The following is a 23,357-nucleotide window of genomic DNA, read 5'->3' on the forward strand; positions in this document are numbered from 1 at the left end:
GAGGTGAGCAGAAATGAGCAAATGGCTGAAAAAGCTAGAGCAATGGCTGGCTGGAGGGGCGGATGGGGCGAAAAGATTCAACTCATTTCGTTGGCTGCTTATACTCGGCCTTATCGGTGTAGCGATTATGCTTTTTAATTCATTCGTTAATGTGAAAAAGGTTGATCCAGAAAACGTAGGCCGTGAGCCGCCTGGCGTGATGAAAAATGAGCCTACGTTAGAGACAACAACAGGTGAAGAAAGTTCCTTTGCAGGGATCGAGAAGGTTTTTGAGGACAATATGAAACAGATGCTGGAGCAGATTGTTGGCGTAGGAACCGTCGATGTCATGGTTACGGTAGATTCCACCGAAGAAGTTATCGTTCAACGCAATGTAAAGGACATGCAGGAAGAGAACAACGAGACGGACGCCAATGGCGGACAGCGACACACTACTCAATATACACGTGATGGCGAGATTGTCACCTATGAGTCATCAGGTGGCCAGCACACCCCGATTGTGACAAAAAAAGTAAAACCGCAGGTGAGGGGAGTGCTTGTTGTGGCTATGGGGGCAGAAAACCCTACAGTGAAGCAGCTAATTGTCGATGCTGTACAGAAGGGACTAAATGTACCTTCCTACAAAATTTCAGTCGTACCGCGCAAACAGGGGTAATTTGGAATTTAAGAACAAAGAAGTTTATATTTTAAACCATTTATGAATATGGAGGACGGAACATGAATAATAAAAGACAAACCGTTTGGCTGGTGTCCATGCTGAGTTTAATGGTCGTGCTGTCTGCGTATTATTTGTTTACGGAGGACTCAAGCCCTGCCAATCCACCAGTAGCCGATAGTGAGCAAGTGAGCAAGGTTAAGCAGGATGCCGCACAGGAAGCAACGACGAAGGCAGAGGAACAATTGAACGAACTGAAGGTAAATGAAGTAGTGACGAATGGAGAAGTAACTGATGGAGCATCAGCAACTTCCACAAAATCGGATACGGCTTCCACAACTGACCCAGCAACAGAAAACTCAAAAGGCGATAAAGATACGGCAGCTACCCCTACTACTGAACCAGCGACATCCGGTCAAAACACAACTGCGACTAAAACGGACACGACAGCACAAAGTGACGACAAAGCAGCCTCTACAGCCAAAACCGACCAGCAGGTACTGGATCAAGTGGCAACCGATCAAGCTGCCCAACCTACAGCAGCAGCTGTGATTGACAACTATTTGCTGGAACGGGACGTGGAAAATCAGAAGAAAAATGATGAACTGACTACCGCAATGAACGACAGCACACCAAAGAAAGCCGCGGAGGCTCAAAAAGAATTACATGTACTTGAAGATAAGCAGGCTAAAATTACTGGAATTGAAGAAGAGCTTCAGCAGCAGTTCGCCAATGCGGTCGTCCGTGAGGAAGATGCTGATAAATACAAAGTAGTGGTTCTGAGTGAAAAATTGGATGCTAAGCAAGCGGTAACAATTGTTGATAAAGTCATGAAGGAACTGAACGTAACGCAGGATAAGATCAGTGTCCAGTATGTTACACAATAAGACAAAAAACGCGAAAAAGCCCGGATTTCTGCATTATTCCGGGCTCTTTCTATTTTTAATGATTGTGATATAATACATAAAGCTGTTTCAACAATGTAATCAGCAACCGGCAAAATGCTGAAGGAGTGATTAATAGAGATGTTTAAATTAAGCGAGATTAAGGAATTGATCAAGCTGGTGGATGAAACGTCTGTGCATGAGCTTGAAATTGAAAATGAAGGAACTCGCCTGTTGATCCGAAAACCTGGCAAAAGCGAGATCGTTACGGTACAGGCTCCTGTGGCAACACCTACTTATGCAGTGGCACCACAAGCTGTTATTCCAAATCCACAAGTACAGTCCGATGTTGGACCTGCAACTGCTGGGGAACCGAGGGAATATGCAAGCAATCTACATAAAATCGTATCTCCGATGGTAGGCACTTTCTATAGTTCTTCATCCCCGGATACGGCTCCGTATGTGAGTATTGGCAGCAAAGTGGGCGAAAAAACAACGGTATGTATCATTGAAGCGATGAAGCTGATGAATGAGCTGGAAGCTGAAGTGAAGGGCGAAATTGTGGAAATTTTGGCCGAAAACGGACAGTTGGTCGAGTATGGCCAGCCATTGTTCCTTGTGAAACCGGAGTAAAAAGCTTGTTTGAACCCTCTTTTGAGGGTTCGGCAAGACTGCTCCCAGGGAGGTAAAGTCATGACATTTCAAAAAGTATTGATTGCAAATCGTGGAGAAATTGCGGTTCGTATCATTCGCGCTTGCCGCGAGATGAATATTTCGACAGTTGCCGTATATTCGGAAGCTGACAAGGATTCGTTACATGTGCGTCTCGCAGATGAGGCTTACTGTATCGGACCGACGCTATCTAAGGACAGCTACCTTAATTTTACGAACCTGATGAGCGTTGCTACATTGACTGAATGTGATGCCATTCATCCAGGTTACGGATTTTTGGCGGAAAACGCAGACTTCGCTGAAATTTGCGAATCGTGTAATATTACGTTTATTGGTCCTTCTCCTGAAGCCATTAACAAAATGGGAGATAAAGCCGTTGCCAAGCAGACCATGAAGGATGCCGGAGTTCCGGTTATTCCGGGTTCAGACGGGCTGGTTGAGGATTTGCAGGATGCGATCAGCATCGCACGTGATATCGGATATCCGGTAATTATCAAGGCCACAGCAGGTGGCGGAGGTAAAGGTATTCGTATCGCCGAAGATGAGGATAACCTTATTCAGCAAATCACTACCGCTCAGCAGGAGGCGCAAAAAGCATTTGGCAACGCGGGTGTGTACCTAGAAAAATATTTGACCGGTATGAAACATGTGGAAATACAGATCATAGCGGACAAGCATGGTAATGTTGCCCATTTGGGCGAACGGGACTGCTCTGTTCAGCGTCGTCGTCAGAAGTTGTTGGAGGAAGCACCATGTCCTGTACTATCGCAGGATGTCCGTGAAGAAATGGGTCAGGCAGCTGTTCGTGCAGCTTTGGCCGTTCAATACTCTGGTGCAGGTACTCTCGAATTTTTGCTCGGCCCGGACAATAATTTCTATTTCATGGAAATGAATACACGTATTCAGGTAGAACATCCCGTAACAGAAATGATTACCGGTGTAGACCTGATTAAGGAAATGATTTCTGTCGCTGAAGGACATCCGCTTTCCTTTACGCAGGAAGAAGTCACCATCAATGGTTGGGCGATAGAATGCCGTATTAACGCTGAGGACCCGGATCGCAATTTTATGCCTGCACCGGGTAAAATCGGATTTTATCTGCCTCCAGGCGGTCCTGGAGTAAGGGTAGACAGCGCAGCATATCCAGGTTATAGCATTCCTCCTTATTATGACTCTATGATCGCCAAGCTGATTGTGTGGGCACCTACACGGCAAGATGCAATTGCCAAAATGAAGCGGGCTTTGTCTGAGTTTGCTATTGAGGGCATACCCACAACGATTTCTTTTCATCAGCGCTTGCTAGAGCATCCGACCTTTATTAGAGGCGATTTTGATATTAAATTTTTGGAGGAAAACGAAGTTTAATCGGTATATTTCCTCAGTTTGTCATAATGAACGCCAAATGATATAGTATGGATAATAAGTGAGCATGTCTGCTTTGAAATCCAAAGCTGGAATGAAACTTATTTTGACCGAAAGGTGTTGAAGGTATGAGCACAGTGCCAACCGAATTCGAACGTACAGAAATTGGGGAGATTCAAATTGCCCCAGAAGTTATTGAAGTCATTGCCGGGCTGGCTACCGTTGAGGTACCAGGCGTAGCGGGAATGAGTGGCGGATTTGCTGGTGGGTTTGCCGAACTGCTAGGCCGCAAAAATTTATCTAAAGGTGTAAAAGTGGAAGTCGGACAGCGTGAAGCTGCTGTAGACGTCTCCGTCATTATTGAGTACGGTAACCGTCTGCCTGAGGTGGCTGCTGCTATTCAGCATAATGTTAAACGTTCGATTGAGAACATGACAGGTCTTAACGTTGTTGAAGTGAACGTGCAAATTCATGATGTTCAATTCAAAAATGCCGAAAAAGTAGAAGAGCCGGAAGTGCTGGGCGCCGGACGGGTTAAATAGAGCGATACTTTGTACAAACCCCCGACCCTTATGGGTCGAGGGTTTACTCTAATTTAAGGAGGCTGTGCGTTTCGTGGCTAAAGTTATGGACAGACTTCTGCTGTTCTTGTACAGCTTAAGTATCGGAATTATTTCCATTCTCGCCATCCTCCTCCTGAGCGGGGCCATTCCGTATGTTTTAAGTATTGAGGATGAGCGAGTGGTGTGGTTTACCAGCCTGATTATTGCAGGGGTTCTGTTGTTATTGAGTCTTCGTTTTTTTTATATCTCTATTCGACGGAACCAAACCGTACAGCATTCTATTGATCAACGAACAGAATATGGTGACATTCAGATTTCAGTGGACACCATTGAAAATCTGTGCCTCAAAGCCGCTTCCCGATTTCGCGGGATGCAGGATTTGAAAGCACGCGTTCGCGTGTTGGAATCGGGACTTGATATTACGATTCGGGCGGTTGTAGACGGGGAAAGCTCCATTCCGGTGTTAACCTCCGAGGTACAAAAGGGGGTACACGATCATGTGGAAGAAATTACAGGAATTCCTGTGTCCAATGTGTCGGTGTACATCGCTAATGTTTCTCAGTCACCCAGCTTTAAGAGTCGTGTGGAATAGAGGTGATTTTCCCTGATGCCCTGGAAAGAAATATGGGGAAGTTACAAGGGCCGGATCATGGGGATCACGGCTGGTATTTTTTTCGGTTTTATTTATTTGTGGGCAGGCTTTTGGAATATGTTGTTCTTTGCATTGATGGTGTTCATCGGATATACGCTAGGAAGACGTAGCGATTCAGCGCTTGGTTCATTTCTCCCTTGGAAGGAATGGGGCGATTGGTTGTCGCAGCGTTGGCGTCCTTTTAAATGAACCCTGTGATACGTGTTCTCCAAAATAGAGCTGTAGCTTCTTTGCGCCCAACGTTTTGGAGGATGCGTTCACAGGTTTTTTTGTGGAAATTGGTTAGAATGAAAAATAGATATAGGCAAGCGTAGGAGGCAGGGCATGAAAAGACGTCTGGCGAGGGAATTAGCGGTACAGAGTATGTACCATATGGAAATGAATGAAGTGGATGCGGCAGCAGCCGTGGACATGTTGCTTCAGGAAGCCGCTGAGGAAAACGAAGCGGAAGTTGTCGTTAAAGACGCGGCAGTGTTAAGAGCGTATGTTTTAGAGCATGTGCGGGGTACGTGGGAGCACAAGGAAGCCATTGATGGGCTGTTGGTGGATTATCTTAAAGGCTGGCAGATCAGCAGACTTTCACGTGTAGATCGTCAAATTTTGAGACTTGCGGCATATGAGATGATTTTCCGTGAGGATGTTCCGGCCAAGGTAGCTGTTAATGAAGCGATTGAGTTGTCGAAGCACTTTGGTACCGAGGAATCCGGTAAATTTGTTAATGGTGTACTGGGACGAGTAATTCAAGAACTGGAGCAATTGAAAGCACGTTTTTAAGTAGAGACTACTGAATCAGGTTGGAGAGTGGTTAAACATGTCAGCACCGATCATTGATGGTAAACAAATCTCTCAGGATATTCGCGCAAGCATTCAGCAAGAGGTCATTCGTCTGAAAGAGCACCGCTTTCAACCGGGACTGGCTGTTGTATTGGTAGGCGAAGATCCCGCTTCGCAGGTGTATGTTAAAAACAAGGAAAAGGCGTGCCATGATCTCGGCTATTACTCAGAGGTTCACCGGTTGGCAGCAGATACTTCGCAGGAAGCATTACTGGAACTAGTGGACAAGCTGAACCATCAAAGTACTATCCATGGGATTTTGGTTCAACTGCCATTGCCAAAGCATATTCATGAAAAAGCTGTCATTGACGCAATTGCAGTGGAGAAGGATGTAGATGGATTCCATCCGGTGAACGTAGGGAATTTGGTCATCGGTGACGATAGTCTATTGCCTTGTACTCCTGCTGGAGTCATTGAGTTAATCAAGCGTGCTGGAGTGGAGATTGCTGGTAAACATGCGGTAGTTATTGGTCGCAGTAATATCGTAGGCAAGCCAGTGTCTTTATTGTTGCAACGTGAAAATGCTACGGTTACGATGTGCCACTCCCGTACAGCGAATATCGGGGATCTAAGTCGACAAGCGGATATCTTAGTCGTTGCGATCGGCAAAGCCAACTTTATTGATGCTTCGTTCGTGAAGCCCGGAGCAGTTGTGATAGATGTGGGGATGAACCGTCTGGAGAACGGAAAGCTGGCGGGGGACGTTGATTTTGAGAGCGTGAAGCAAGTGTCTGGTCCGATTACGCCTGTTCCCGGCGGAGTAGGCCCGATGACGATTACGATGCTGATGCAAAATACGCTTGTAGCGGCCAAGCGGTCGCACGGTTTGGCATAAGGGCAGCTGCCTATGGCGGAACAACGTATTTACTCTATAAAGGACCTGAATCGTTATATCCGGATGAAACTGGAATCGGATCAGGTGCTGTCTGATGTATGGATACGCGGGGAAATTTCTAATTTTACGCATCATTCGAGTGGTCACATGTACTTTACGCTCAAGGATGAGGGGAGCCGCATACGTTCGATTATGTTTGCAACCCATAATCAGCGGCTTCCCTTCGTACCGAAAGAAGGTACGCGTGTTATTGCCCGGGGAAACGTATCCGTGTACGAACGAGATGGACAATATCAGTTTTATGCGACTCAAATGCAGCCTGATGGTATAGGAAGCCTTTATTTGGCTTACGAACAGCTCAAGCAAAAGCTGGATGCAGAGGGACTGTTTGATACTGTTCGTAAGCGTAATCTCCCTGCCCATCCGGCAACCATTGGCGTGATTACGTCACCGACCGGAGCGGCTGTGCGTGATATTATTACGACCCTTCAACGGCGATACCCGCAGGCTGGAATTGTGTTGTATCCTGTGCTTGTACAAGGAAAAGGTGCTGCACCCTCGATTGTTAAGGCAATTGAAGCTATGAATCGTATGCAAGAGGTTCAGGTGATGATCGTCGGACGGGGAGGTGGCTCGTTGGAAGAACTGTGGGCGTTTAATGAGGAAGCGGTTGCGCGCGCCATTTACGCATCGGTCATTCCGGTTATTTCGGCAGTTGGACACGAAACGGATTTTACCATTGCCGATTTTGTGGCTGACTTGCGTGCAGCAACGCCAACCGCAGCAGCTGAGTTGGCTGTGCCTAATCAGGCAGAGCTACGGGATCAGCTGCTCCAGCGTGAGCAACGCCTGCGCAACGCCCTCCGGCAGCGGCTGGAAACCAGCCGCGAACGCTTGGCGAGACTTCAGCGTTCACCAGTCCTGCTGCACCCACGCCGCTATATGCTACAGCATGCAGAGCGAATGGACATGCTGCATCAGCGGCTAATCCGCGCAGTGGGTAACCGTTCACGCTTAAACGCAGAAAAGAATGGACGTATGCGTCAGGTACTAGAGCGGTTTAATCCGCGTGAACAAATTCGTTCGGCACGCAAGCAGACGGATATGGCGCAACGTCAGCTGGAGTCTGCGATGCGTGCTATTACGAAAACGGGACGGCAGCAGTTGCACACGGGAATTCGTCAGCTGGATGCGCTGAGCCCACTCAAAGTCATGGCCCGAGGCTATAGCTTGGTATACGATGAGCAGGAGAAACGGCTGATTAAGTCGCTCAAAGACGTACAGCCGGGAGATTCCATCAAGATTAAAGTGAGTGATGGGCAGTTGGACTGCCAAGTATGGGGAATGAAGGAGGACGCGAAGCACGGTGGCGAATGAAACGGAATTGAATTTTGAAGCGGCTATGGCCGCTCTTGAAGAAATTGTCGGACAACTGGAGCATGGGGACGTTCCTCTGGAGCAAGCCATTGATTTGTTCCAGCGGGGGATGAAGCTGTCTCAGCTTTGCAGTCAAAAGCTGGAGCAGGTTGAACGTAAAATTGAAATGATCGTGGAAGAGGATGGAGATTTGCGCAAGAAGCCTTTTGGCGGCGGATTAGATGAAAACGGCGGTGAAGGGCTTGAATAGACCGTCGTTCAAGGAATATTTGACCGGGACGGCGGATGCGGTTTCGTCTGCACTGACCGAGCAGTTCCCGGCCGATTGGAACATTCCCGATGTTCTTCGAGAATCTATGAATTATTCACTCACCGCAGGCGGAAAACGGCTGCGGCCTCTGCTTGTGATCGCTGCTGCTGAAGCATTCGGTGGAAGCAGGGAAGCTGCGTTGCCAGTGGCATGTGCGGTAGAAATGGTACATACGTACTCTCTCATTCATGACGACTTGCCAGCCATGGATGATGATGATTATCGGCGAGGTAAGCTGACGAATCATAAGGTATACGGCGAGGCGGTTGCCGTCCTTGCGGGTGATGCTTTGTTGACCCATGCCTTTTACAGCATTGTGCAAGCAGGACGACGTCACGGTGTTTCATCCGATTCGCTGTTGTCCATTGTTGAGGATTTGTCCGAAATGAGTGGCGCGCGGGGCATGGTAGGCGGACAGGTCGCCGATATGTCAGGCGAGCAAGGGATGACGGGGATCGAGGAACTGGAATATATCCATCTTCATAAAACTGCTGATTTGATTATTTTCTCGCTCTTGGCAGGTGGACGGATTGGTGGGGCGGACAAGAGTCAATTAGAGGCGCTTCGCCGCTTTGGACGAGACTTGGGGCTGGCTTTTCAGATACAGGACGATATACTGGACCTCATAGGCGATGAGAGCAAAATGGGTAAGAAAACGCAAAGTGATGTTGAGCAGGAGAAGGTTACCTATCCGTATTTCATTGGTATGGACGCATCTTTGCGGCAGGTGGAGGAACTCACCGCATCTGCTAAAAAAGTGATAACAGAGAGCGGTATTCCCGATTCTTCTCGTTTGCTGGAGATAGCGGATTACCTGATGAAGCGTGATCATTAGTTGCGTTAGAGCTGTTTTGACTTGTCTGCGTTTAAGCACAGTTAAAAAGTGTGATATAATACTTGTTAACTTTACACACAAACTTGAAGGAAAGCGGGGAGATATGCGTGCTGCTTCCACACATAAAGCAACCAGGCGATCTGAAATCACTGTCGGTTGAGGAGTTGGCTTCTCTAGCCGAGGAAATCAGGAGCTTTTTGATTGAGAAGCTGTCCGTGACTGGGGGGCATCTGGCATCGAATCTGGGAGTGGTTGAGCTCACGATCGCCCTGCATTATTGCTATAACAGTCCAAAGGACAAGATGATTTATGACGTTGGGCACCAAGCCTACGTGCACAAAATATTGACAGGGCGAATGGACCGTTTTGATACACTTCGTCAGCGTGATGGACTTTGTGGTTTTGTAAAAAGAAGTGAGAGCGAGCATGATGTTTGGGAAGCCGGTCATAGCAGCACTTCTCTGTCGGCAGCAATGGGAATGGCCTTGGCTCGAGATTTGAAGGGCGAGGACAATAAAGTCATTGCAATGATCGGAGACGGAGCGTTGACTGGGGGGATGGCCTTCGAAGCGTTGAATCATATCGGTCATGAGCGCAAAAATTTAATGGTCATTCTGAATGACAACGAAATGTCCATAGCACCTAATGTAGGGGCCATGCATAATTATTTGAGTAAAATCCGCTCGGACCGTCATTATTTGCGAGCAAAAGATGAGCTGGAAGTTTTGCTGAAAAAAATACCCGCGATCGGCGGTAAACTTGCCAAATCGGCTGGCCGTGTCAAGGACAGTCTTAAATATATGATGGTGCCTGGTGTACTGTTTGAGGAACTGGGACTTACGTATCTCGGTCCAGTGGACGGACATGATTTGCCGAAGCTAATCGAAACCTTCCAGCAGGCTGATAATGTCACTGGCCCTGTATTGGTGCATGTCGTAACCACCAAGGGCAAGGGCTATAAACCTGCGGAAGCAGACTCACACAAATGGCATGGAATCAGTCCCTACAAAATTGAATCGGGTCAGGTACTCAAAGCTGTAGGTAATCCGATGTATACGGAAATTTTCGGTCGAACGTTGATTGAGCTGGCTGAGCAGGATGAGCGCATCGTTGCGGTCACCCCCGCTATGCCTGGCGGATCAGGATTGGTACCGTTTAGTAAAGAGTTTCCTAGCCGTATGATTGACGTCGGCATTGCTGAACAGCATGCAGCTACCATGTGTGCTGCGTTGGCAATGGAAGGGATGAAGCCGGTGTTTGCGGTGTATTCCACTTTTATGCAGCGTGCTTATGACCAGATTGTGCATGATATCTGTCGTCATAATGCGAACGTAATGTTCGCGATTGACCGTGCAGGTTTTGTTGGGGCTGACGGGGAAACTCATCATGGCGTGTTTGATGTGGCATTCTTGCGTCATATCCCGAATCTTGTGCTTATGATGCCAAAGGATGAGAACGAGCTACGCCATATGATGAAAACAGCGCTCGACTATGAAGATGGTCCAATTGCTTATCGTTACCCGCGTGTTAATGTGGTTGGCGTGCCGATGGATAAAGAATTACAGGCTATTCCCATCGGCAGTTGGGAGCTCCTGCGTAAAGGCGAGGGCTTTGCTGTAATCGCATCAGGACCGATGCTCCAGGTGGCGACAGAGGCTGCGGAGGCGATGAAACGGGAAGGTTTGCAAGTGGGCGTCGTGAATGCCCGTTTCCTGAAGCCTTTGGACGAGGATATGTTGCGTGAGCTGGCTCGTCAGCATACGAAGCTGATCGTATTGGAAGAAGCTTCTGAAGCAGGAAGCTTGGGTAGCGCTGTACTGGAATTTTACGCTAAAGCCGAAATACAAGAGGCACAGGTGCGCCTAATGGGGATTCCCGATCTGTTCGTGGAGCATGGCTCCATCAAAGAGCAGCGTGCTGAAGTAGGTCTTACCATTGAAGATGTATGCTTAAAGCTGCGTAAATGGGCTGCTGAGCCAGCATATGGCATGGGACAATCCGTATAGGGTAACTTGAAGTGAAGACCATGACGTTTATAAAAAGTATGACAAGAGCAGCCTGGCTGCCTAAAGGGAGATTAACATGTCTGTTCCGAAGGAACGCATTGATGTATTACTTGTAGAACAAGGCTTTTTTGAAAGCCGTGAAAAAGCTAAAGCTGCGATTATGGCTGGGCTAGTGCTGGCGGACAGCGAACGGATCGAGAAGGCGGGGATGAAGGTACCACGCGCCAGCGAGCTTAAAGTTAAGGGTTCGGTGCATCCGTATGTAAGCCGTGGAGGATTGAAGCTGGAGAAGGCCATCCGTCAATTTGAGCTGGATATGAAGGGCAGGACAATGCTGGATATTGGCTCGTCCACTGGAGGTTTTACGGATTGTGCGCTTCAGCATGGAGCTGAATACGTATACGCCATTGATGTGGGTTATAACCAGCTGGATTGGTCCCTTCGTAATGATGAACGAGTATGCGTAATGGAGAAAACGAATTTCAGATATATGACACCCGCGGATTTGAATGGTTCCGTGCCGAATTTCGCTAGTATTGACGTTTCCTTTATTTCATTACGTATTATTTTGCCCCCGTTGCTTGCCTTGTTGCATCAACCTGCTGATATTGTAGCTTTAATCAAGCCGCAATTCGAAGCTGGACGCGAAAAGGTCGGAAAATCCGGTGTGGTCCGTGATCCTGCTACGCATAAAGAAGTGTTGCAGACCATTCTGATGTTTGCACATGAGCTTGGACTTACGCTGCAAGGTTTGGCTTATTCGCCTATTACAGGTGGAGAAGGCAATATTGAATTTTTAGCGCATTGGCGTTTGGATGGGCTTCCTCCTGCAGAATCGCAGCTGGAGAAGATGGATTTCAGACCACTGATTGAACGTACCGTTCAGGAAGCAGGTCAGACTTTTAATAATGGTCCATCGCGTAAGTAACATTCAGGGGTTCTCCATGAGTTCTGTGAACTTAAGGGAACCTCTTTTTGGTGTGAGGGATTGATTATAGAACTCACGTTCGCCTATAATGAGATGTACAAAGGAAAAGGGATTTTACATCTTGTCCTAGAATATGTCCTTGAGGTGATCGGTCCATGGACACAAGATATGATACGGTTATCATCGCTGTGATCGGGGTGATATTAGGGATATGGGCTTTGTATAGCCTACGTGCCTGGTTGAAGGAGCCAGAGCCGCTTGTGCTAAAGACGATACCGATTAACGAGGACTTGGACGAAGGACCTGCCACAGACCTACTCGAAGAAGCAGGCTATGAAGTAGTGGGCGGGAAGATGAAAATACCGCTTGCTTTTAAAGTGAATGGACATACCGTGTATAGCCGTTTGTTTATAGACTACGTGGCTGTACGAAACGGTTCGACATATATGGTCAAAACGTCACGCCGGAAGAAACCAATGGAGTGGAGTGGTCCTGATTTAAGGGACAGGCTCATGCCGTACTTATTGCTCTATCCGGGTTGCGCGGGTGTATTGTACGTTGATACGGACGAGCGAAGTATTCGCCTTATTACATTAGTGGAAGACCTCGAAGAAGAGGAATATGAAGGTTAATCCATAGGAGGATTATATGAAGGGTCAACGACATATTAAAATTAGGGAAATTATCTCACAACATGAGATTGAGACGCAGGATGATCTGGTTGAAGCATTGCGTAAGGCTGGTTTTCAGGTCACGCAGGCGACCGTATCGCGTGATATCAAGGAGTTGCTGCTCATCAAGGTACCAATGGACGATGGCAGATATAAATATTCGATGCCTTCAGATCAACGTTACAATCCGGCCCAGAAACTGAAACGTACGTTGGTCGATAACTTTTTGCATATTGACTACACAACCAATCTGATTGTGATGAAATGCCTGCCGGGAACAGCCAACTCGATTGCTGCTTTATTGGACAATATTGAATGGTCCGAGATCATGGGGACGATTAGCGGGGATGATACCATTTTGATTATTTGCCGATCGGAAGAAAACAGCGAAGCTATCGTGAATCGTCTTATGGGCTACATTTCCTAATTATAATGGCTACGTATATTAGGCGTTTTAATTTGTACATCATAGAGGTGAAAGAACGATGCTGGTCACATTGTCTATACGGAATTTGGCGGTTGTAGAGGCCGTCGATGTTCATTTTTATAAAGGGTTTCATGTGTTGAGCGGGGAAACAGGTGCTGGTAAATCCATTATTATCGATGCACTTGGGCTGATTGCAGGCGGTAGGGGCTCTGCTGATTTAGTGCGTTACGGTTGTGATAAAGCAGAGATGGAAGCCTTATTTGAACTGCCGGTAAAACATCCAGTTTGGAATACACTTGAGGAACAAGGGATTAAGGCTAATGCAGAGGAGCATTTGCTGATTCGTCGCGAACTTACGGTTCAAGGGAAAAGCTCTTCGCGAATTAACGGCCAGATGGTTAATTTAACGATGCTGCGTGAGGTGGGTGAGCAACTCGTCAATATCCACGGGCAACATGAGCATCAAAGCCTGCTACGTGCAGATCGCCATCTGGCGCTGCTGGATACGTTCGGTGATTCGGTCATCGGTCCGGTCAAAACGCTTTATCGGGAGCGTTACAATGCTTTTGTCAAAGCGGAAAAAGAAGTAAGAGAACTGCAAAGCTCCAGTCAAAAGGCTTATCAGCTTTTGGATATGTACCGATTTCAATTAGAAGAGATCGCTGCGGCGGAGTTGAAATTGGGAGAAGATGAATTATTGGCAGAGGAACGGGTCAAGCTATCCCATAGTGAGAAAATGATGGATGGGATATCAGGAGCATACGAACTGCTAAGCGGCAGAGGTGGACTGGATACGATCAATAACGTGTTGTCCAGATTAAACGATGTCCAAAGCTATGACAGCAAAAGCCTTCAGCCCATTGCGGAGCAGATTCAGTCTGCTTTTTACCAGTTGGAGGACGCAGCATTCCAATTACGTTCTTATCGTGAGGATATTGAATTTAATCCAGGTAAGCTGCATGAAGTGGAGCAACGTTTGAATCAAATTACCGGATTACAGCGAAAATATGGTGATAGTATAGAGCAGATTTTGGAATACTATAGCCGTATCGAGCAGGAAACCGATCTGCTGGAAAATAAAGATGAGCGGTTGGAGCAGCTCATTGCAAAACGGGATGAGTTGCTTTCCGATTTGCTTGAGATTTCGGAAGAGCTTACAGAAGCACGCGAAATTTGTGCTGAAGAGCTTGCAGAGCAAGTGGAGCAGGAGTTAAAAGACCTGCAGATGGAAAGAACGTCACTCAAGGTGCGCATTGATCCAATTGAAGATCCACGCGGATATGAGTATAAAGGTCTGAAGGTAAGACCTACCAAGCAGGGCATTGATAATGCGGAATTTCTTATATCCCCCAATCCAGGTGAGCCATTACGTCCACTTGGTAAGATCGCTTCAGGCGGTGAGCTATCACGTATCATGTTGGCGATGAAAAGTATTTTTGCGCGTCATGATCAAATTCCAGTACTCATTTTTGACGAGGTGGATACCGGGGTGAGTGGTCGTGCAGCTCAATCCATTGCCGAGAAGCTATATCGTTTATCTTCCGTTTGTCAGGTCTTTTCCATTACTCATTTGCCACAGGTGGCATGTATGGCAGATCATCAGTACCTTATTGAGAAAAATGTCCATGATGGACGGACCATGACTCAAATTGAGGGACTTACGGAGGACGGGCGTGTCAAGGAATTGGCACGGATGCTGGGCGGCGTGGAAATTACCGAAAAAACTTTGCATCACGCACAGGAAATGCTGAATTTGGCGGAAGGAAAGAAAGCCTGAAAAGAGCGGCTGGCGTAATGTTTAACAGTTATAAAAGCCTGGGGGCAAGGTTACCTTATAGGTACGCAATTGGCGACCACCTTTACTCGTCAAGCGAAAGAAGCAAAGGGAGCGTGACAGCCATTGAATTTTTACTCCAGGATCAAATTGCTCGGTCTTTTGCTTGTTTTTCTTATGTGTTCTATCGGTAACGCTCAGCATGTGCAAGCTGCGCTGCCTCCACAAGCTTCTTTGGATTTGTTCGGCTCTAAAAGCATGAGGACAACCCAAGAAAGTGTAGTTCCCGATTTAAAAGTATACCCGGGGGGGCAGACGATTGGGGTCAAAGTAAAATCTTCAGGAGTGCTTGTCGTCGGTCACCATATCATTCAGGAAAGTAATGATCGTAAGGTGTCACCTGGTGAAACAGCGGGGATTCGCCTAGGGGATCGGATTACACACATGAACGGCAAACCACTCAATAGCCTGGCAAGGGTTGCTGAGGTAGTAGACGAAGCAGGTAAGAATAAAAAGCCGCTCGACATTACACTTTGTCGAGGAGAGCAGACGATTTCCACGAAGTTAACACCAGCATATGATCAAGATGATAAAGCGTGGCGGCTTGGGTTGTACATTAGAGACTCGGCTGCAGGTGTAGGTACATTAACGTTTTACGCACCGGACCAGGGTGTATACGGGGCATTGGGCCACGTAATTACCGATATGAATACCCAAACCCCTATTGTCGTGGGGAGCGGAGAGATTGTGCAGTCCAATGTGACGTCAATTGCGAAAAGTCAAAGTGGGGAACCAGGAGAAAAACGCGCTCATTTTCTCAAAGATCATCGGGTATTAGGAAATATTGAACGAAATACGAATTTCGGAATTTTTGGAAAAATGTCAGATGAGCCGCAATATGGATTGTATTCAACTCCTATTCCGGTGGCTCTTGCGGATGAAGTAAAAGAAGGACCTGCAGAAATTTTGACTGTACTGGAAGGTCAACAAATTCAGCGGTTTCAGGCGGAAATTGTACACATTTCTCAGCAGGACAAACCAGCAACCAAAGGACTTGTGATTCGCATTGTAGATCCAAAACTGCTGGATAAGACCGGGGGAATCGTGCAAGGAATGAGCGGTAGTCCGATTATTCAAAATGGTAAGCTTATCGGGGCTGTGACACATGTATTTGTGAATGATCCTAAATCAGGTTACGGTTGTTTTATCGAATGGATGCTGCGCGATGCAGGAATCATGCAGAATAACGTAAGCTTGAAATCATCTTCTAATCTTAAGGCGAGCTAGTGGCCTTAAGATTTTTTTGTCGAAAAGCAGGGGAATAACTCATATTTGCAAGATAAAGAATCAATTATAATAGAAACTATAAAAAAAATAAATAAAAATAATTTTCGACAGAAGGAATTCATAATTCGATGTCGAAATCATATACTCCGACAAGAAATATTTATATACTGTAAACAGATATCACAATGGAATATCACTCAATGAGGAGGAAGTACATTGCAAAAAATTGAGGTATTGTTGGCTGATGACAACCGGGAATTTACGAATTTGCTTGCTGAATATATTTCCGATCAGGAGGATATGGAAGTTACAGGAATCGCCTATAACGGCGAAGAAGTGCTCCAACGCATCGCAGAATCCCGCAACATACCTGATGTACTTATTTTAGATATTATTATGCCTCATCTGGATGGTCTCGGTGTATTGGAGCGTTTAAGAGAAATGAACCTGACTCCACAGCCGAAAATCATTATGCTGACTGCATTCGGTCAAGAAAATATTACACAGAGGGCCGTACAGCTCGGGGCATCTTATTATATTTTGAAGCCGTTTGACATGGAAGTGCTGGCTAACCGTGTTCGCCAATTAGTGGGGCCGCAGTTAGTTAGCAGCAGTCCGGTGACCATTTCATCCATGCGGTCCAACGTTGTACCTATGGGTAAGACGAAAAACCTAGATGCCAGTATCACGGCCATCATACATGAAATTGGTGTACCAGCTCACATCAAGGGCTATCAATATTTACGCGAAGCCATTACGATGGTGTACAATAATATCGAAATTTTGGGAGCCATCACCAAAACGTTATATCCGGCAATCGCCGAAAAGTTCAAAACGACGGCATCTCGCGTAGAACGCGCCATTCGTCATGCTATCGAGGTAGCATGGACCCGTGGAAATATCGACAGCATTTCACACCTGTTCGGGTACACCATTAATATCAGTAAGTCCAAACCAACCAATAGTGAATTTATAGCGATGGTAGCAGATAAGCTGAGAATTGAGAACAAGGTGTCCTGAAAGGATCAGAATGATTGAGAAAGCAAGGGATTTTTGTGCTTTTACGTTTATCAATGATAATTGCAGGGATGGCTACTAATTTCTAAAACTGCCGACCCGATCCGATAAACTTCTGAATAGTAGACAACTAATACCGCCTATTTATTGGTTCTTCCAAGAACCAGTAAAGGAGCGGTATTTTTTATGAACGATTTTGAATTTCAATTGGACAATTTAAAGTTTTCTTCAATTATCATCATTTTCATGCTATCAGTGATCGTTTTATTAAGGGAGAAAGTTGTTAAAATACTGAATGATATCGGTCTGCTATCCCGTAGTATTTATCCTTAATTGGAAGGTGGAAAGAAAATGAATTCAATAGAGTATAAAGAGTTTTATAATAAGATTGGAAAAATCAACGGCTGGAATTTCAGCCATGTGAAATGTATCTCCGAAGGAGTAAAATGGGACTTCTACAATGAAGTAGCGAAGACATGCAAGAAATCCGATATATTGCTTGACATCGGTACTGGCGGCGGGGAAGCAATTTTATCAATAGCAGACTCTGCATTACTTCTAGTTGGGATTGACCATTCCACTGGAATGATTGAAACAGCAACCAAGAATTCTGCTGAATCAGACATAGCAAATGTTCGTTTTCTCCAGATGGATGCTGAAAATCTAAATTTTCCTGAGAATTTCTTTAATGTAATCTCTTCTAGACATTCTTGTTTTTATGCAAAAGAAATAGCAAAGGTGTTAGTAAAGGGTGGTATGTTCCTGACACAGCAAGTAAGTGAAAACGACAAATTAAATATTAAAGAAGCGTTTGGAAGAGGACAGGCATGGGGTGCTAAGAAAGACTCGTTAAAAGCTCAATATATTACCGAATTAAGTGACGCGGGCTTTAAGGACATACAGTCATTTGAATTCAATGCAACCGAATATTATCAGACTCCTGCAGACTTAATATTTCTCTTGAAACACACACCAATTATTCCTAACTTCGGAGAAGAAGAAATTGATTTTCAAATACTCCAACAATTTATTTTGGACAATCAAACCGAATTAGGAATAAGGACAAATTCAGAACGATTTATGGTGATTGCTAGGAAGTAAAACATAAAGGGATACCCGTTTTTGGGTATCCTTTTTTAAGTTTGATGGAATGAGTGAATAAAGATTTTCAGCATCTCCCTCGCTAAATGGCAGATCCATTGGGAATTATGAGACATAATACCCTTCACACTGTTTATAAAATAAACCTGAATCAGTTGCACTAACTTTCACAATGAAAAATTTTCCTTTAGTAAACAGTTCTGAAATTGTCTTTAAATTTGATATAAACAATGTGTCGTTTCTTGTCGATATAGTATCTAATATAAAGAGAACTGAGGAGCGAATATATGAAATTTAACATTCGAACAAAATTGATATTGGGTTTTCTTGCGGTAATAATATTATTGATTGTCATTAGTACAACATCTATCTCAAAAATGAAAAATTTAGGCGACACTTCGATGGCAATTGATAGCCATTGGATGCCAAGTGTGACCATCCTGGGGACCCTAAATGGTGATATATCTGATGTAGAGCGGATTTCATTAAACATTATTGTAGAGCGTGACCCAGAGGAAATGAAGAAGGTTCAGGCCGAATATGATAAGGTTTTAAAAAAGGTTGAGGACGGCCGAAAAACATACGAAAACTTAATTGCTACCCCTAAAGAACGTGAAATGTATGAAGAATTCTCCAAGAATTATACGGAGTATTTGAATAAGTTGCCAGAAATGATTGAAGCGGGGAAAGCTAATGATTACACTCAATCAAGCATCCTTCATCAAGAGTCCTATAAGTTATGGTATAGTTCAAACGATATGATCAGTCAGCTCATTAAATTGAATGCAGATGGATCTAAACAGACTACGAAGGAAGCTGTTGACAACTTTATTTCAGGGAGACAATTGGTCATCGTTTTGAGTATAGCAGCCGTTATATTAGCATTGATCATGGCAATCATCATAGCCCAAATTATTTCTAAACCTATCTTGCGAATCAGTCGTGCTGCTGAAAGTATTGCATCGGGTGATCTTACAAGTGAGGCTATCATTGTGAAGGGCAAGGACGAGATCAGTACGTTGGCACATTCCTTCAATGTCATGGTTGAGAACCTTCGTGAACTGATTCAATCTGTGAGTAAGACGACTGAGTTGGTAACCACTTCCTCAGAAGAATTGACGGCCAGCGCAGAGCAAAATAGCCAAGCGTCTGCACAAATAACCGAAACGGTGCAAGAAGTAGCTACTGGAACAGGAGACCAGGTAGATATGGTGACGAAATCGTCCCAAGCTATTGAGGAAATGTCTATCGGTGTTGAGCAAATCGCCATCCGCGCGCAAAATGTATTCGCATCTGCGCAAGATGCGGCCCATAAATCGGCTGAAGGTAACCAGATGATTCAACAGGCAGTTACGCAGATGAATGCCGTAAATGATTCGATGAATGGATTGGCAGATCTCATGGCTGGATTGGGAGAGCGCTCAGACGAAATTGGCAAGATCATTGATGTTATCACCAATATTTCTAGTCAGACCAACCTTCTTGCCTTGAACGCTGCGATTGAAGCGGCCCGTGCAGGAGAACATGGTCGCGGATTTGCTGTAGTTGCAGGCGAAGTTCGCAAGTTGGCTGAACAATCGGCACATTCTGCTCAACAAATTACGGAGCTTGTGGGATTGATTCAAAAGGATACTACCCATGCTATTGAGGCGGTAGCGTCCAACGGGAAGGATGTCATGACAGGTCGTGAAGTTGTACAAAATGCAGGCGCATCCTTTGAATTAATTCAGGAAACTGTAAATAAAGTGGCCAGTGAAATTGAAGAGGTTTCTGCCGGATCAGAACAAATGTCTGCAAGTACTGATGAGATTGTTGGTTTTGTCAGACAAATTTCAGCGATTGCTGAGGAAGCCGCAGCAGGGACACAACACGTATCTGCCGCAACTCAGGAACAGCTGGCATCCATGGAGGAAATTGCCTCTTCTGCAAGAAATCTGTCCAAAATGGCAGAAGACCTGCAAGGGCAAATTGGTAAATTCAAAGTATAATTCGTATACTGCTTTTTATGTTTCAGAGGGACTAGCTGCTCTATTGTGAGCGGCTTTTTTTCTATTTTTTATTAATATATTATGATTAAAGGGTGGAGATATGAGGAGCCTGTAATTGGAACGATATGATATAATGGTGTGAAATTCTTTGGGTTGGAGTGACATGATGGATAATAAGACTGAACTTAAAGCAAGTGAACTACGTCAGTTAGCGATAGACAAAATCATAGCTACACCATTTTTGAGTGATTTTAAATATCTGAAAAGCAGAAAAGTTTTGAAAAAAGAAACCAAGGAATTTATATTTGAAATTAGTTTTGGTGCGACTAAATATGGTGCATTAAAAGTTTATATTATCGTAGAATCCAAAAGAATAAAACAGAAGTATAGTACTGGCGCTTGTTTTCACAGTGAGTTGATTACTCTCACCAAGAAATATACGGAAAACAGGGATTACCTTGTGTCCACAGAAGCTGAAAGAGAACGAGTGATCCAAGAGATTATTGAAGATATTTACACTTTCGCGTTGCCCTTTTTCAAGCGATTTGAACATGTAGAAACACTAGCAGAACAAGTACATAAGTCAGGCTTTTTACCGCACCGCAAACGCTTTGATAAGTTTAATCCGTTAACGAAAAGATTCATTGATTTTTATTATCAAGGGGAGTAATGTAGCCATCTGGGCCATTTTTATTCTCACCATTGGGCAGTAGATAAGCATTATGATAAGGAGAACGATCTTCATAGAGGGGATATTATCGTTTTTCAAAAGGATGATGTACAATTTGTAAAACGGGTCAATGTACTCCTCAGGAAAAGATGATTTACCTAATATGCTCAGTTAGAGGCGAGTCAGATGTTGCACGGGAGGGTACGATTTTTATATGGAGACAATCGGATGAACAGCACAGAGGCTGTATACACGGGTATATTTCAATGAATAAAGCTATAGGCTAAGTCATCGCATTGAACGGGCTAGTGGTATTAACCCAATTGATTCTAAAGCAAAGGCGGGAATGAGAGCATGTGGAATAGTCTGACTTGGGTGTTCTTCGGCGTGTTGTTGGTGGCATTGGGTTGGATTGTTAAAGTAAGGCGTAGTCGCAGCAGCAACAAACAATTGAATGAACAGCGGGGCAGTAATGTCGTTGAATTTCGTCCTCGTAAGTCCGCTCGACAATCCCGTACCGGTAATGAATCTAAGTCTAAAGTGTCTTTCGGTCCACGCGCAAATACAAAATCAGCAGGTATTCAGGCCCAAACTGGATTTGGACTGTCTGACTCTATCCAGGGCACAGGCAAGCAAAAATGCTCCTTTTGTAAAAAAGAAGACAAATTAACCTTCTATGCGGATGACAATGGATCGCTGTATGGGGTATGCAAAGAGTGTAAGCATAAGGCGGAAAGACAGGATATGTTGCCACTTTAGTCTATACAGACGATTGAGGACCATCATTAAAGAATTCTTTTAATTAATAAAAACTCCCAACCGATGTAGTAAATTGGTTAGGAGTTTTTTGTTTGTATTTTACATTGTTATCTAATTTGCCTGTCAATTAGTTCCTCGAGTGCATCCGCTATGTGATCGGGTCCATAGGAGAGCTCTTCCCGGCTTAAACTCAACCAGGCATGACGCTCATCCATATCAAATGCAGTCTCAAGCCAACCAGATAACCCTCTGCCCCTGCGGTCTACTTCTACAAGCACATGCACACCCTCGGGTTCCAACTGCATAACCAGCTCCAGCTCCTCGATATCACGTGCATATTCTGATCCGGGCGTAAATTCAAATTCCTGTACGTACGGAACGCCGCGTCCCAGCTTAGGATGACGTTCGCAGGTGGAGGAGCGGAATCGGAAGCCCAACAGGTGAACCGCCTCAAACACTGTATTCATATAGGGATGTGGCTCGATTTTGAGTGAATCACGATCGGTCGGGTCCAAAGCCATGCCAATATCTAATGCTGTTTCCAGCCAGACGGGCTGTTTGGCGTGAGTAACAGGAGTTTCCAACGGCAATCTGAAGGAAAAAGGAATTTCAAGCTCCTGTCCTTGTTCTAGTTGAAAGCCGTCAGATACCTTAATCCGTGCAATGCAGCAGGTGCTGATAGTTTTTTTATCATCGTGCTCCACGATATATTCAGTCTTGAGCTCGATGTCAATTTTACCGATTTCCTGATCAATTTTGCCGCCTTTGATGCGCATGATGCCACTAAGTTCTTCCCCAGGCACATATACAGCTTGATCCACCAGCGTATCGACTTTAGCTGAACCGATTCCTGCGCTTGCTAAGATTTTGTTAAAAAAACTCATTATTCCGTCCCCCCAGATAATCTCATGGTCATGATATACAAACGAAAACTAAAAACTTGTACAGCTTAACCGGATATACGGGGCAATGGTTCGATTCGTTCCAAAAAAATGCAAGAAAAAAGTCACTGGTACTCACGTAGGCATATTGCAGCTTGTCGAGCTATCTGTCCACTAATCGCAGTTCACTTTATGAGGAGGTATAAAGCAATTTCGACAACGAGGCTCATAAGCCTCAGAGTCGCCGATCATCACAATAGGTCCCACAGTGGAAGGTTTACCATTTACCATACGTTGCGTAAATACTGCTTCCGAGCTACCGCATACAGCGCAAAAGGAAGTCAGCTTCTCGATGTCATCCGCCATGGCGAGCAGACCACCGACATAGCCGAACTCCTTGCCTCGATAATCCAGATTCAGCCCATCGGCAATTACATGCTTGCCGCAATAAGCTAGCTCTTGTACAAGCGACATAATGTGACGACTGAAAAACTGGACTTCGTCAAAGGCAACCACGTCGGCATCTTTTGTTTCTTGCAAAATACGCTGAACGAGCTCATCTGTAAGTTTTCTTGGGATAGAGATAGCGGGCAGCCGATATCCGATCCGGCTTACTATTTCGTCCTCGGCATAGCGGTTATCTTCAGCGGGTTTGTAAGCTACCACTTTACGATGCCCGTATTGGATTAGTTTTTGACAGCGGCGAATCAATTCGCCGGATTTTTCACTGAACATGGGGCCTGTAATAATCGTAATTCGTCCTGTAGGCAAAGCGAATTCCCCTCTCTGTAACATGTACATAACACTGTAAATCTTCTTCTCCGAAAGAAAACGCCATTATAGATTACCATAACCAGCCGTATACAGAC

General features: G+C 45.2%; 25 protein-coding genes. 23 read left to right on the forward strand and 2 right to left on the reverse strand.

Translation table 11 applies throughout. The features are described from left to right. The first annotated feature begins 13 nt into the window (after window positions 1-13). From spoIIIAG to NLX73_RS03660, 23 genes are all read left to right on the forward strand, one after another. Entirely contained in the window at window positions 14-655 is a 642-nt protein-coding gene (gene spoIIIAG / locus NLX73_RS03550) for a stage III sporulation protein AG (RefSeq protein ID WP_254325374.1), read from the forward strand. A 62-nt stretch (window positions 656-717) separates the two neighbouring features. After that, the gene (locus NLX73_RS03555) at window positions 718-1,542 is read left to right on the forward strand and encodes a SpoIIIAH-like family protein (RefSeq protein ID WP_254325375.1); all 825 of its coding nucleotides are present in this window, start codon (window positions 718-720) and stop codon (window positions 1,540-1,542) included. 138 nt (window positions 1,543-1,680) lie between these two features. Continuing rightward, entirely contained in the window at window positions 1,681-2,172 is a 492-nt protein-coding gene (gene accB, locus NLX73_RS03560) for an acetyl-CoA carboxylase biotin carboxyl carrier protein (protein ID WP_039270944.1), read from the forward strand. Between the two features lie 60 nt (window positions 2,173-2,232). After that, window positions 2,233-3,576 (forward strand): acetyl-CoA carboxylase biotin carboxylase subunit, encoded by a 1,344-nt coding sequence (gene accC, locus NLX73_RS03565; RefSeq protein WP_165177316.1) that lies wholly within the window; start codon window positions 2,233-2,235, stop codon window positions 3,574-3,576. Window positions 3,577-3,701: 125 nt separating this feature from the next. Then, window positions 3,702-4,115, forward strand: a complete 414-nt coding sequence (locus NLX73_RS03570; protein WP_013310820.1) for an Asp23/Gls24 family envelope stress response protein — start codon at window positions 3,702-3,704, stop codon at window positions 4,113-4,115. A gap of 73 nt (window positions 4,116-4,188) precedes the next feature. Next, a complete protein-coding gene (amaP, locus tag NLX73_RS03575; RefSeq protein ID WP_013310819.1) occupies window positions 4,189-4,728 on the forward strand; it encodes an alkaline shock response membrane anchor protein AmaP in 540 nt (179 codons plus the stop codon). Window positions 4,729-4,743: 15 nt separating this feature from the next. Continuing rightward, complete coding sequence (locus tag NLX73_RS03580; protein ID WP_023989248.1) at window positions 4,744-4,977, forward strand: DUF2273 domain-containing protein; 234 nt, start codon at window positions 4,744-4,746, stop codon at window positions 4,975-4,977. Window positions 4,978-5,112: 135 nt separating this feature from the next. Then, entirely contained in the window at window positions 5,113-5,562 is a 450-nt protein-coding gene (nusB, locus tag NLX73_RS03585) for a transcription antitermination factor NusB (protein ID WP_039270947.1), read from the forward strand. A gap of 37 nt (window positions 5,563-5,599) precedes the next feature. Further along, window positions 5,600-6,457, forward strand: a complete 858-nt coding sequence (gene folD, locus NLX73_RS03590; RefSeq protein WP_103048685.1) for a bifunctional methylenetetrahydrofolate dehydrogenase/methenyltetrahydrofolate cyclohydrolase FolD — start codon at window positions 5,600-5,602, stop codon at window positions 6,455-6,457. Window positions 6,458-6,469: 12 nt separating this feature from the next. Then, window positions 6,470-7,834, forward strand: a complete 1,365-nt coding sequence (gene xseA / locus NLX73_RS03595) for an exodeoxyribonuclease VII large subunit (RefSeq protein WP_254325376.1) — start codon at window positions 6,470-6,472, stop codon at window positions 7,832-7,834. Continuing rightward, window positions 7,824-8,084 carry an exodeoxyribonuclease VII small subunit gene (xseB, locus tag NLX73_RS03600; RefSeq protein WP_013310814.1) on the forward strand — a complete coding sequence of 87 codons (261 nt, stop codon included), beginning with the start codon at window positions 7,824-7,826 and terminating at the stop codon, window positions 8,082-8,084. Before xseA ends, xseB begins: the two co-directional genes overlap by 11 nt. Beyond that, window positions 8,056-8,979: a polyprenyl synthetase family protein gene (locus tag NLX73_RS03605; RefSeq protein ID WP_254325377.1), complete on the forward strand. Its 924-nt coding sequence runs from the start codon at window positions 8,056-8,058 to the stop codon at window positions 8,977-8,979. The genes xseB and NLX73_RS03605 overlap by 29 nt, the downstream gene beginning before the upstream one ends. A gap of 107 nt (window positions 8,980-9,086) precedes the next feature. Beyond that, window positions 9,087-10,985, forward strand: coding sequence for a 1-deoxy-D-xylulose-5-phosphate synthase (gene dxs / locus NLX73_RS03610; protein ID WP_039270954.1), 1,899 nt, complete (start codon window positions 9,087-9,089; stop codon window positions 10,983-10,985). A gap of 76 nt (window positions 10,986-11,061) precedes the next feature. Next, window positions 11,062-11,913: a TlyA family RNA methyltransferase gene (locus NLX73_RS03615; RefSeq protein WP_254325378.1), complete on the forward strand. Its 852-nt coding sequence runs from the start codon at window positions 11,062-11,064 to the stop codon at window positions 11,911-11,913. Window positions 11,914-12,068: 155 nt separating this feature from the next. Further along, window positions 12,069-12,545, forward strand: coding sequence for a hypothetical protein (locus tag NLX73_RS03620; protein ID WP_254325379.1), 477 nt, complete (start codon window positions 12,069-12,071; stop codon window positions 12,543-12,545). Window positions 12,546-12,561: 16 nt separating this feature from the next. Continuing rightward, window positions 12,562-13,011: a transcriptional regulator AhrC/ArgR gene (ahrC, locus tag NLX73_RS03625; protein WP_013310809.1), complete on the forward strand. Its 450-nt coding sequence runs from the start codon at window positions 12,562-12,564 to the stop codon at window positions 13,009-13,011. Window positions 13,012-13,069: 58 nt separating this feature from the next. Beyond that, window positions 13,070-14,788 carry a DNA repair protein RecN gene (gene recN, locus NLX73_RS03630; RefSeq protein ID WP_028540598.1) on the forward strand — a complete coding sequence of 573 codons (1,719 nt, stop codon included), beginning with the start codon at window positions 13,070-13,072 and terminating at the stop codon, window positions 14,786-14,788. Window positions 14,789-14,911: 123 nt separating this feature from the next. After that, window positions 14,912-16,072, forward strand: coding sequence for a SpoIVB peptidase (gene spoIVB, locus NLX73_RS03635; protein ID WP_254325380.1), 1,161 nt, complete (start codon window positions 14,912-14,914; stop codon window positions 16,070-16,072). Window positions 16,073-16,288: 216 nt separating this feature from the next. Next, window positions 16,289-17,092: a sporulation transcription factor Spo0A gene (gene spo0A / locus NLX73_RS03640; RefSeq protein WP_023989239.1), complete on the forward strand. Its 804-nt coding sequence runs from the start codon at window positions 16,289-16,291 to the stop codon at window positions 17,090-17,092. 348 nt (window positions 17,093-17,440) lie between these two features. Beyond that, window positions 17,441-18,190 carry a class I SAM-dependent methyltransferase gene (locus NLX73_RS03645; RefSeq protein ID WP_254325381.1) on the forward strand — a complete coding sequence of 250 codons (750 nt, stop codon included), beginning with the start codon at window positions 17,441-17,443 and terminating at the stop codon, window positions 18,188-18,190. A gap of 287 nt (window positions 18,191-18,477) precedes the next feature. Further along, window positions 18,478-20,178, forward strand: a complete 1,701-nt coding sequence (locus tag NLX73_RS03650; RefSeq protein ID WP_254325382.1) for a methyl-accepting chemotaxis protein — start codon at window positions 18,478-18,480, stop codon at window positions 20,176-20,178. A 163-nt stretch (window positions 20,179-20,341) separates the two neighbouring features. Next, window positions 20,342-20,848 carry a hypothetical protein gene (locus NLX73_RS03655; protein ID WP_254325383.1) on the forward strand — a complete coding sequence of 169 codons (507 nt, stop codon included), beginning with the start codon at window positions 20,342-20,344 and terminating at the stop codon, window positions 20,846-20,848. Window positions 20,849-21,202: 354 nt separating this feature from the next. Further along, window positions 21,203-21,607 (forward strand): hypothetical protein, encoded by a 405-nt coding sequence (locus tag NLX73_RS03660; protein ID WP_069289845.1) that lies wholly within the window; start codon window positions 21,203-21,205, stop codon window positions 21,605-21,607. A 107-nt stretch (window positions 21,608-21,714) separates the two neighbouring features. Here NLX73_RS03660 and NLX73_RS03665 read toward each other — a convergent pair whose 3' ends face one another. Both NLX73_RS03665 and NLX73_RS03670 read right to left on the reverse strand, forming a co-directional pair. Further along, window positions 21,715-22,491 (reverse strand): sporulation protein, encoded by a 777-nt coding sequence (locus NLX73_RS03665; RefSeq protein ID WP_254325384.1) that lies wholly within the window; start codon window positions 22,489-22,491, stop codon window positions 21,715-21,717. Window positions 22,492-22,662: 171 nt separating this feature from the next. Next, on the reverse strand, window positions 22,663-23,259 hold the full coding sequence (locus NLX73_RS03670) for a thymidine kinase (RefSeq protein ID WP_023989232.1): 597 nt from the start codon (window positions 23,257-23,259) through the stop codon (window positions 22,663-22,665). Between the last annotated feature and the right edge of the window lie 98 nt (window positions 23,260-23,357).

The sequence above is a fragment of the Paenibacillus sp. CH40 genome, assembly GCF_024213605.1.
GTDB classification, from domain to species: Bacteria; Bacillota; Bacilli; order Paenibacillales; family Paenibacillaceae; genus Paenibacillus; species Paenibacillus polymyxa_B.

Bases quoted from the DNA above. Each gene is read 5' to 3' on its own strand.
- NLX73_RS03650 (WP_254325382.1), top strand. From the start codon at position 18,478: ATGAAATTTAACATTCGAACAAAATTGATATTGGGTTTTCTTGCGGTA.
- NLX73_RS03615 (WP_254325378.1), top strand. From the start codon at position 11,062: ATGTCTGTTCCGAAGGAACGCATTGATGTATTACTTGTAGAACAAGGC.
- NLX73_RS03620 (WP_254325379.1), top strand. From the start codon at position 12,069: ATGGACACAAGATATGATACGGTTATCATCGCTGTGATCGGGGTGATA.
- spoIIIAG (WP_254325374.1), top strand. From the start codon at position 14: ATGAGCAAATGGCTGAAAAAGCTAGAGCAATGGCTGGCTGGAGGGGCG.
- accB (WP_039270944.1), top strand. From the start codon at position 1,681: ATGTTTAAATTAAGCGAGATTAAGGAATTGATCAAGCTGGTGGATGAA.
- ahrC (WP_013310809.1), top strand. From the start codon at position 12,562: ATGAAGGGTCAACGACATATTAAAATTAGGGAAATTATCTCACAACAT.
- recN (WP_028540598.1), top strand. From the start codon at position 13,070: ATGCTGGTCACATTGTCTATACGGAATTTGGCGGTTGTAGAGGCCGTC.
- NLX73_RS03665 (WP_254325384.1), bottom strand. From the start codon at position 22,491: ATGAGTTTTTTTAACAAAATCTTAGCAAGCGCAGGAATCGGTTCAGCT.
- NLX73_RS03660 (WP_069289845.1), top strand. From the start codon at position 21,203: ATGTGGAATAGTCTGACTTGGGTGTTCTTCGGCGTGTTGTTGGTGGCA.
- NLX73_RS03555 (WP_254325375.1), top strand. From the start codon at position 718: ATGAATAATAAAAGACAAACCGTTTGGCTGGTGTCCATGCTGAGTTTA.
- nusB (WP_039270947.1), top strand. From the start codon at position 5,113: ATGAAAAGACGTCTGGCGAGGGAATTAGCGGTACAGAGTATGTACCAT.
- folD (WP_103048685.1), top strand. From the start codon at position 5,600: ATGTCAGCACCGATCATTGATGGTAAACAAATCTCTCAGGATATTCGC.
- NLX73_RS03655 (WP_254325383.1), top strand. From the start codon at position 20,342: ATGATGGATAATAAGACTGAACTTAAAGCAAGTGAACTACGTCAGTTA.
- NLX73_RS03580 (WP_023989248.1), top strand. From the start codon at position 4,744: ATGCCCTGGAAAGAAATATGGGGAAGTTACAAGGGCCGGATCATGGGG.
- NLX73_RS03645 (WP_254325381.1), top strand. From the start codon at position 17,441: ATGAATTCAATAGAGTATAAAGAGTTTTATAATAAGATTGGAAAAATC.
- NLX73_RS03605 (WP_254325377.1), top strand. From the start codon at position 8,056: ATGAAAACGGCGGTGAAGGGCTTGAATAGACCGTCGTTCAAGGAATAT.
- accC (WP_165177316.1), top strand. From the start codon at position 2,233: ATGACATTTCAAAAAGTATTGATTGCAAATCGTGGAGAAATTGCGGTT.
- NLX73_RS03570 (WP_013310820.1), top strand. From the start codon at position 3,702: ATGAGCACAGTGCCAACCGAATTCGAACGTACAGAAATTGGGGAGATT.
- xseA (WP_254325376.1), top strand. From the start codon at position 6,470: ATGGCGGAACAACGTATTTACTCTATAAAGGACCTGAATCGTTATATC.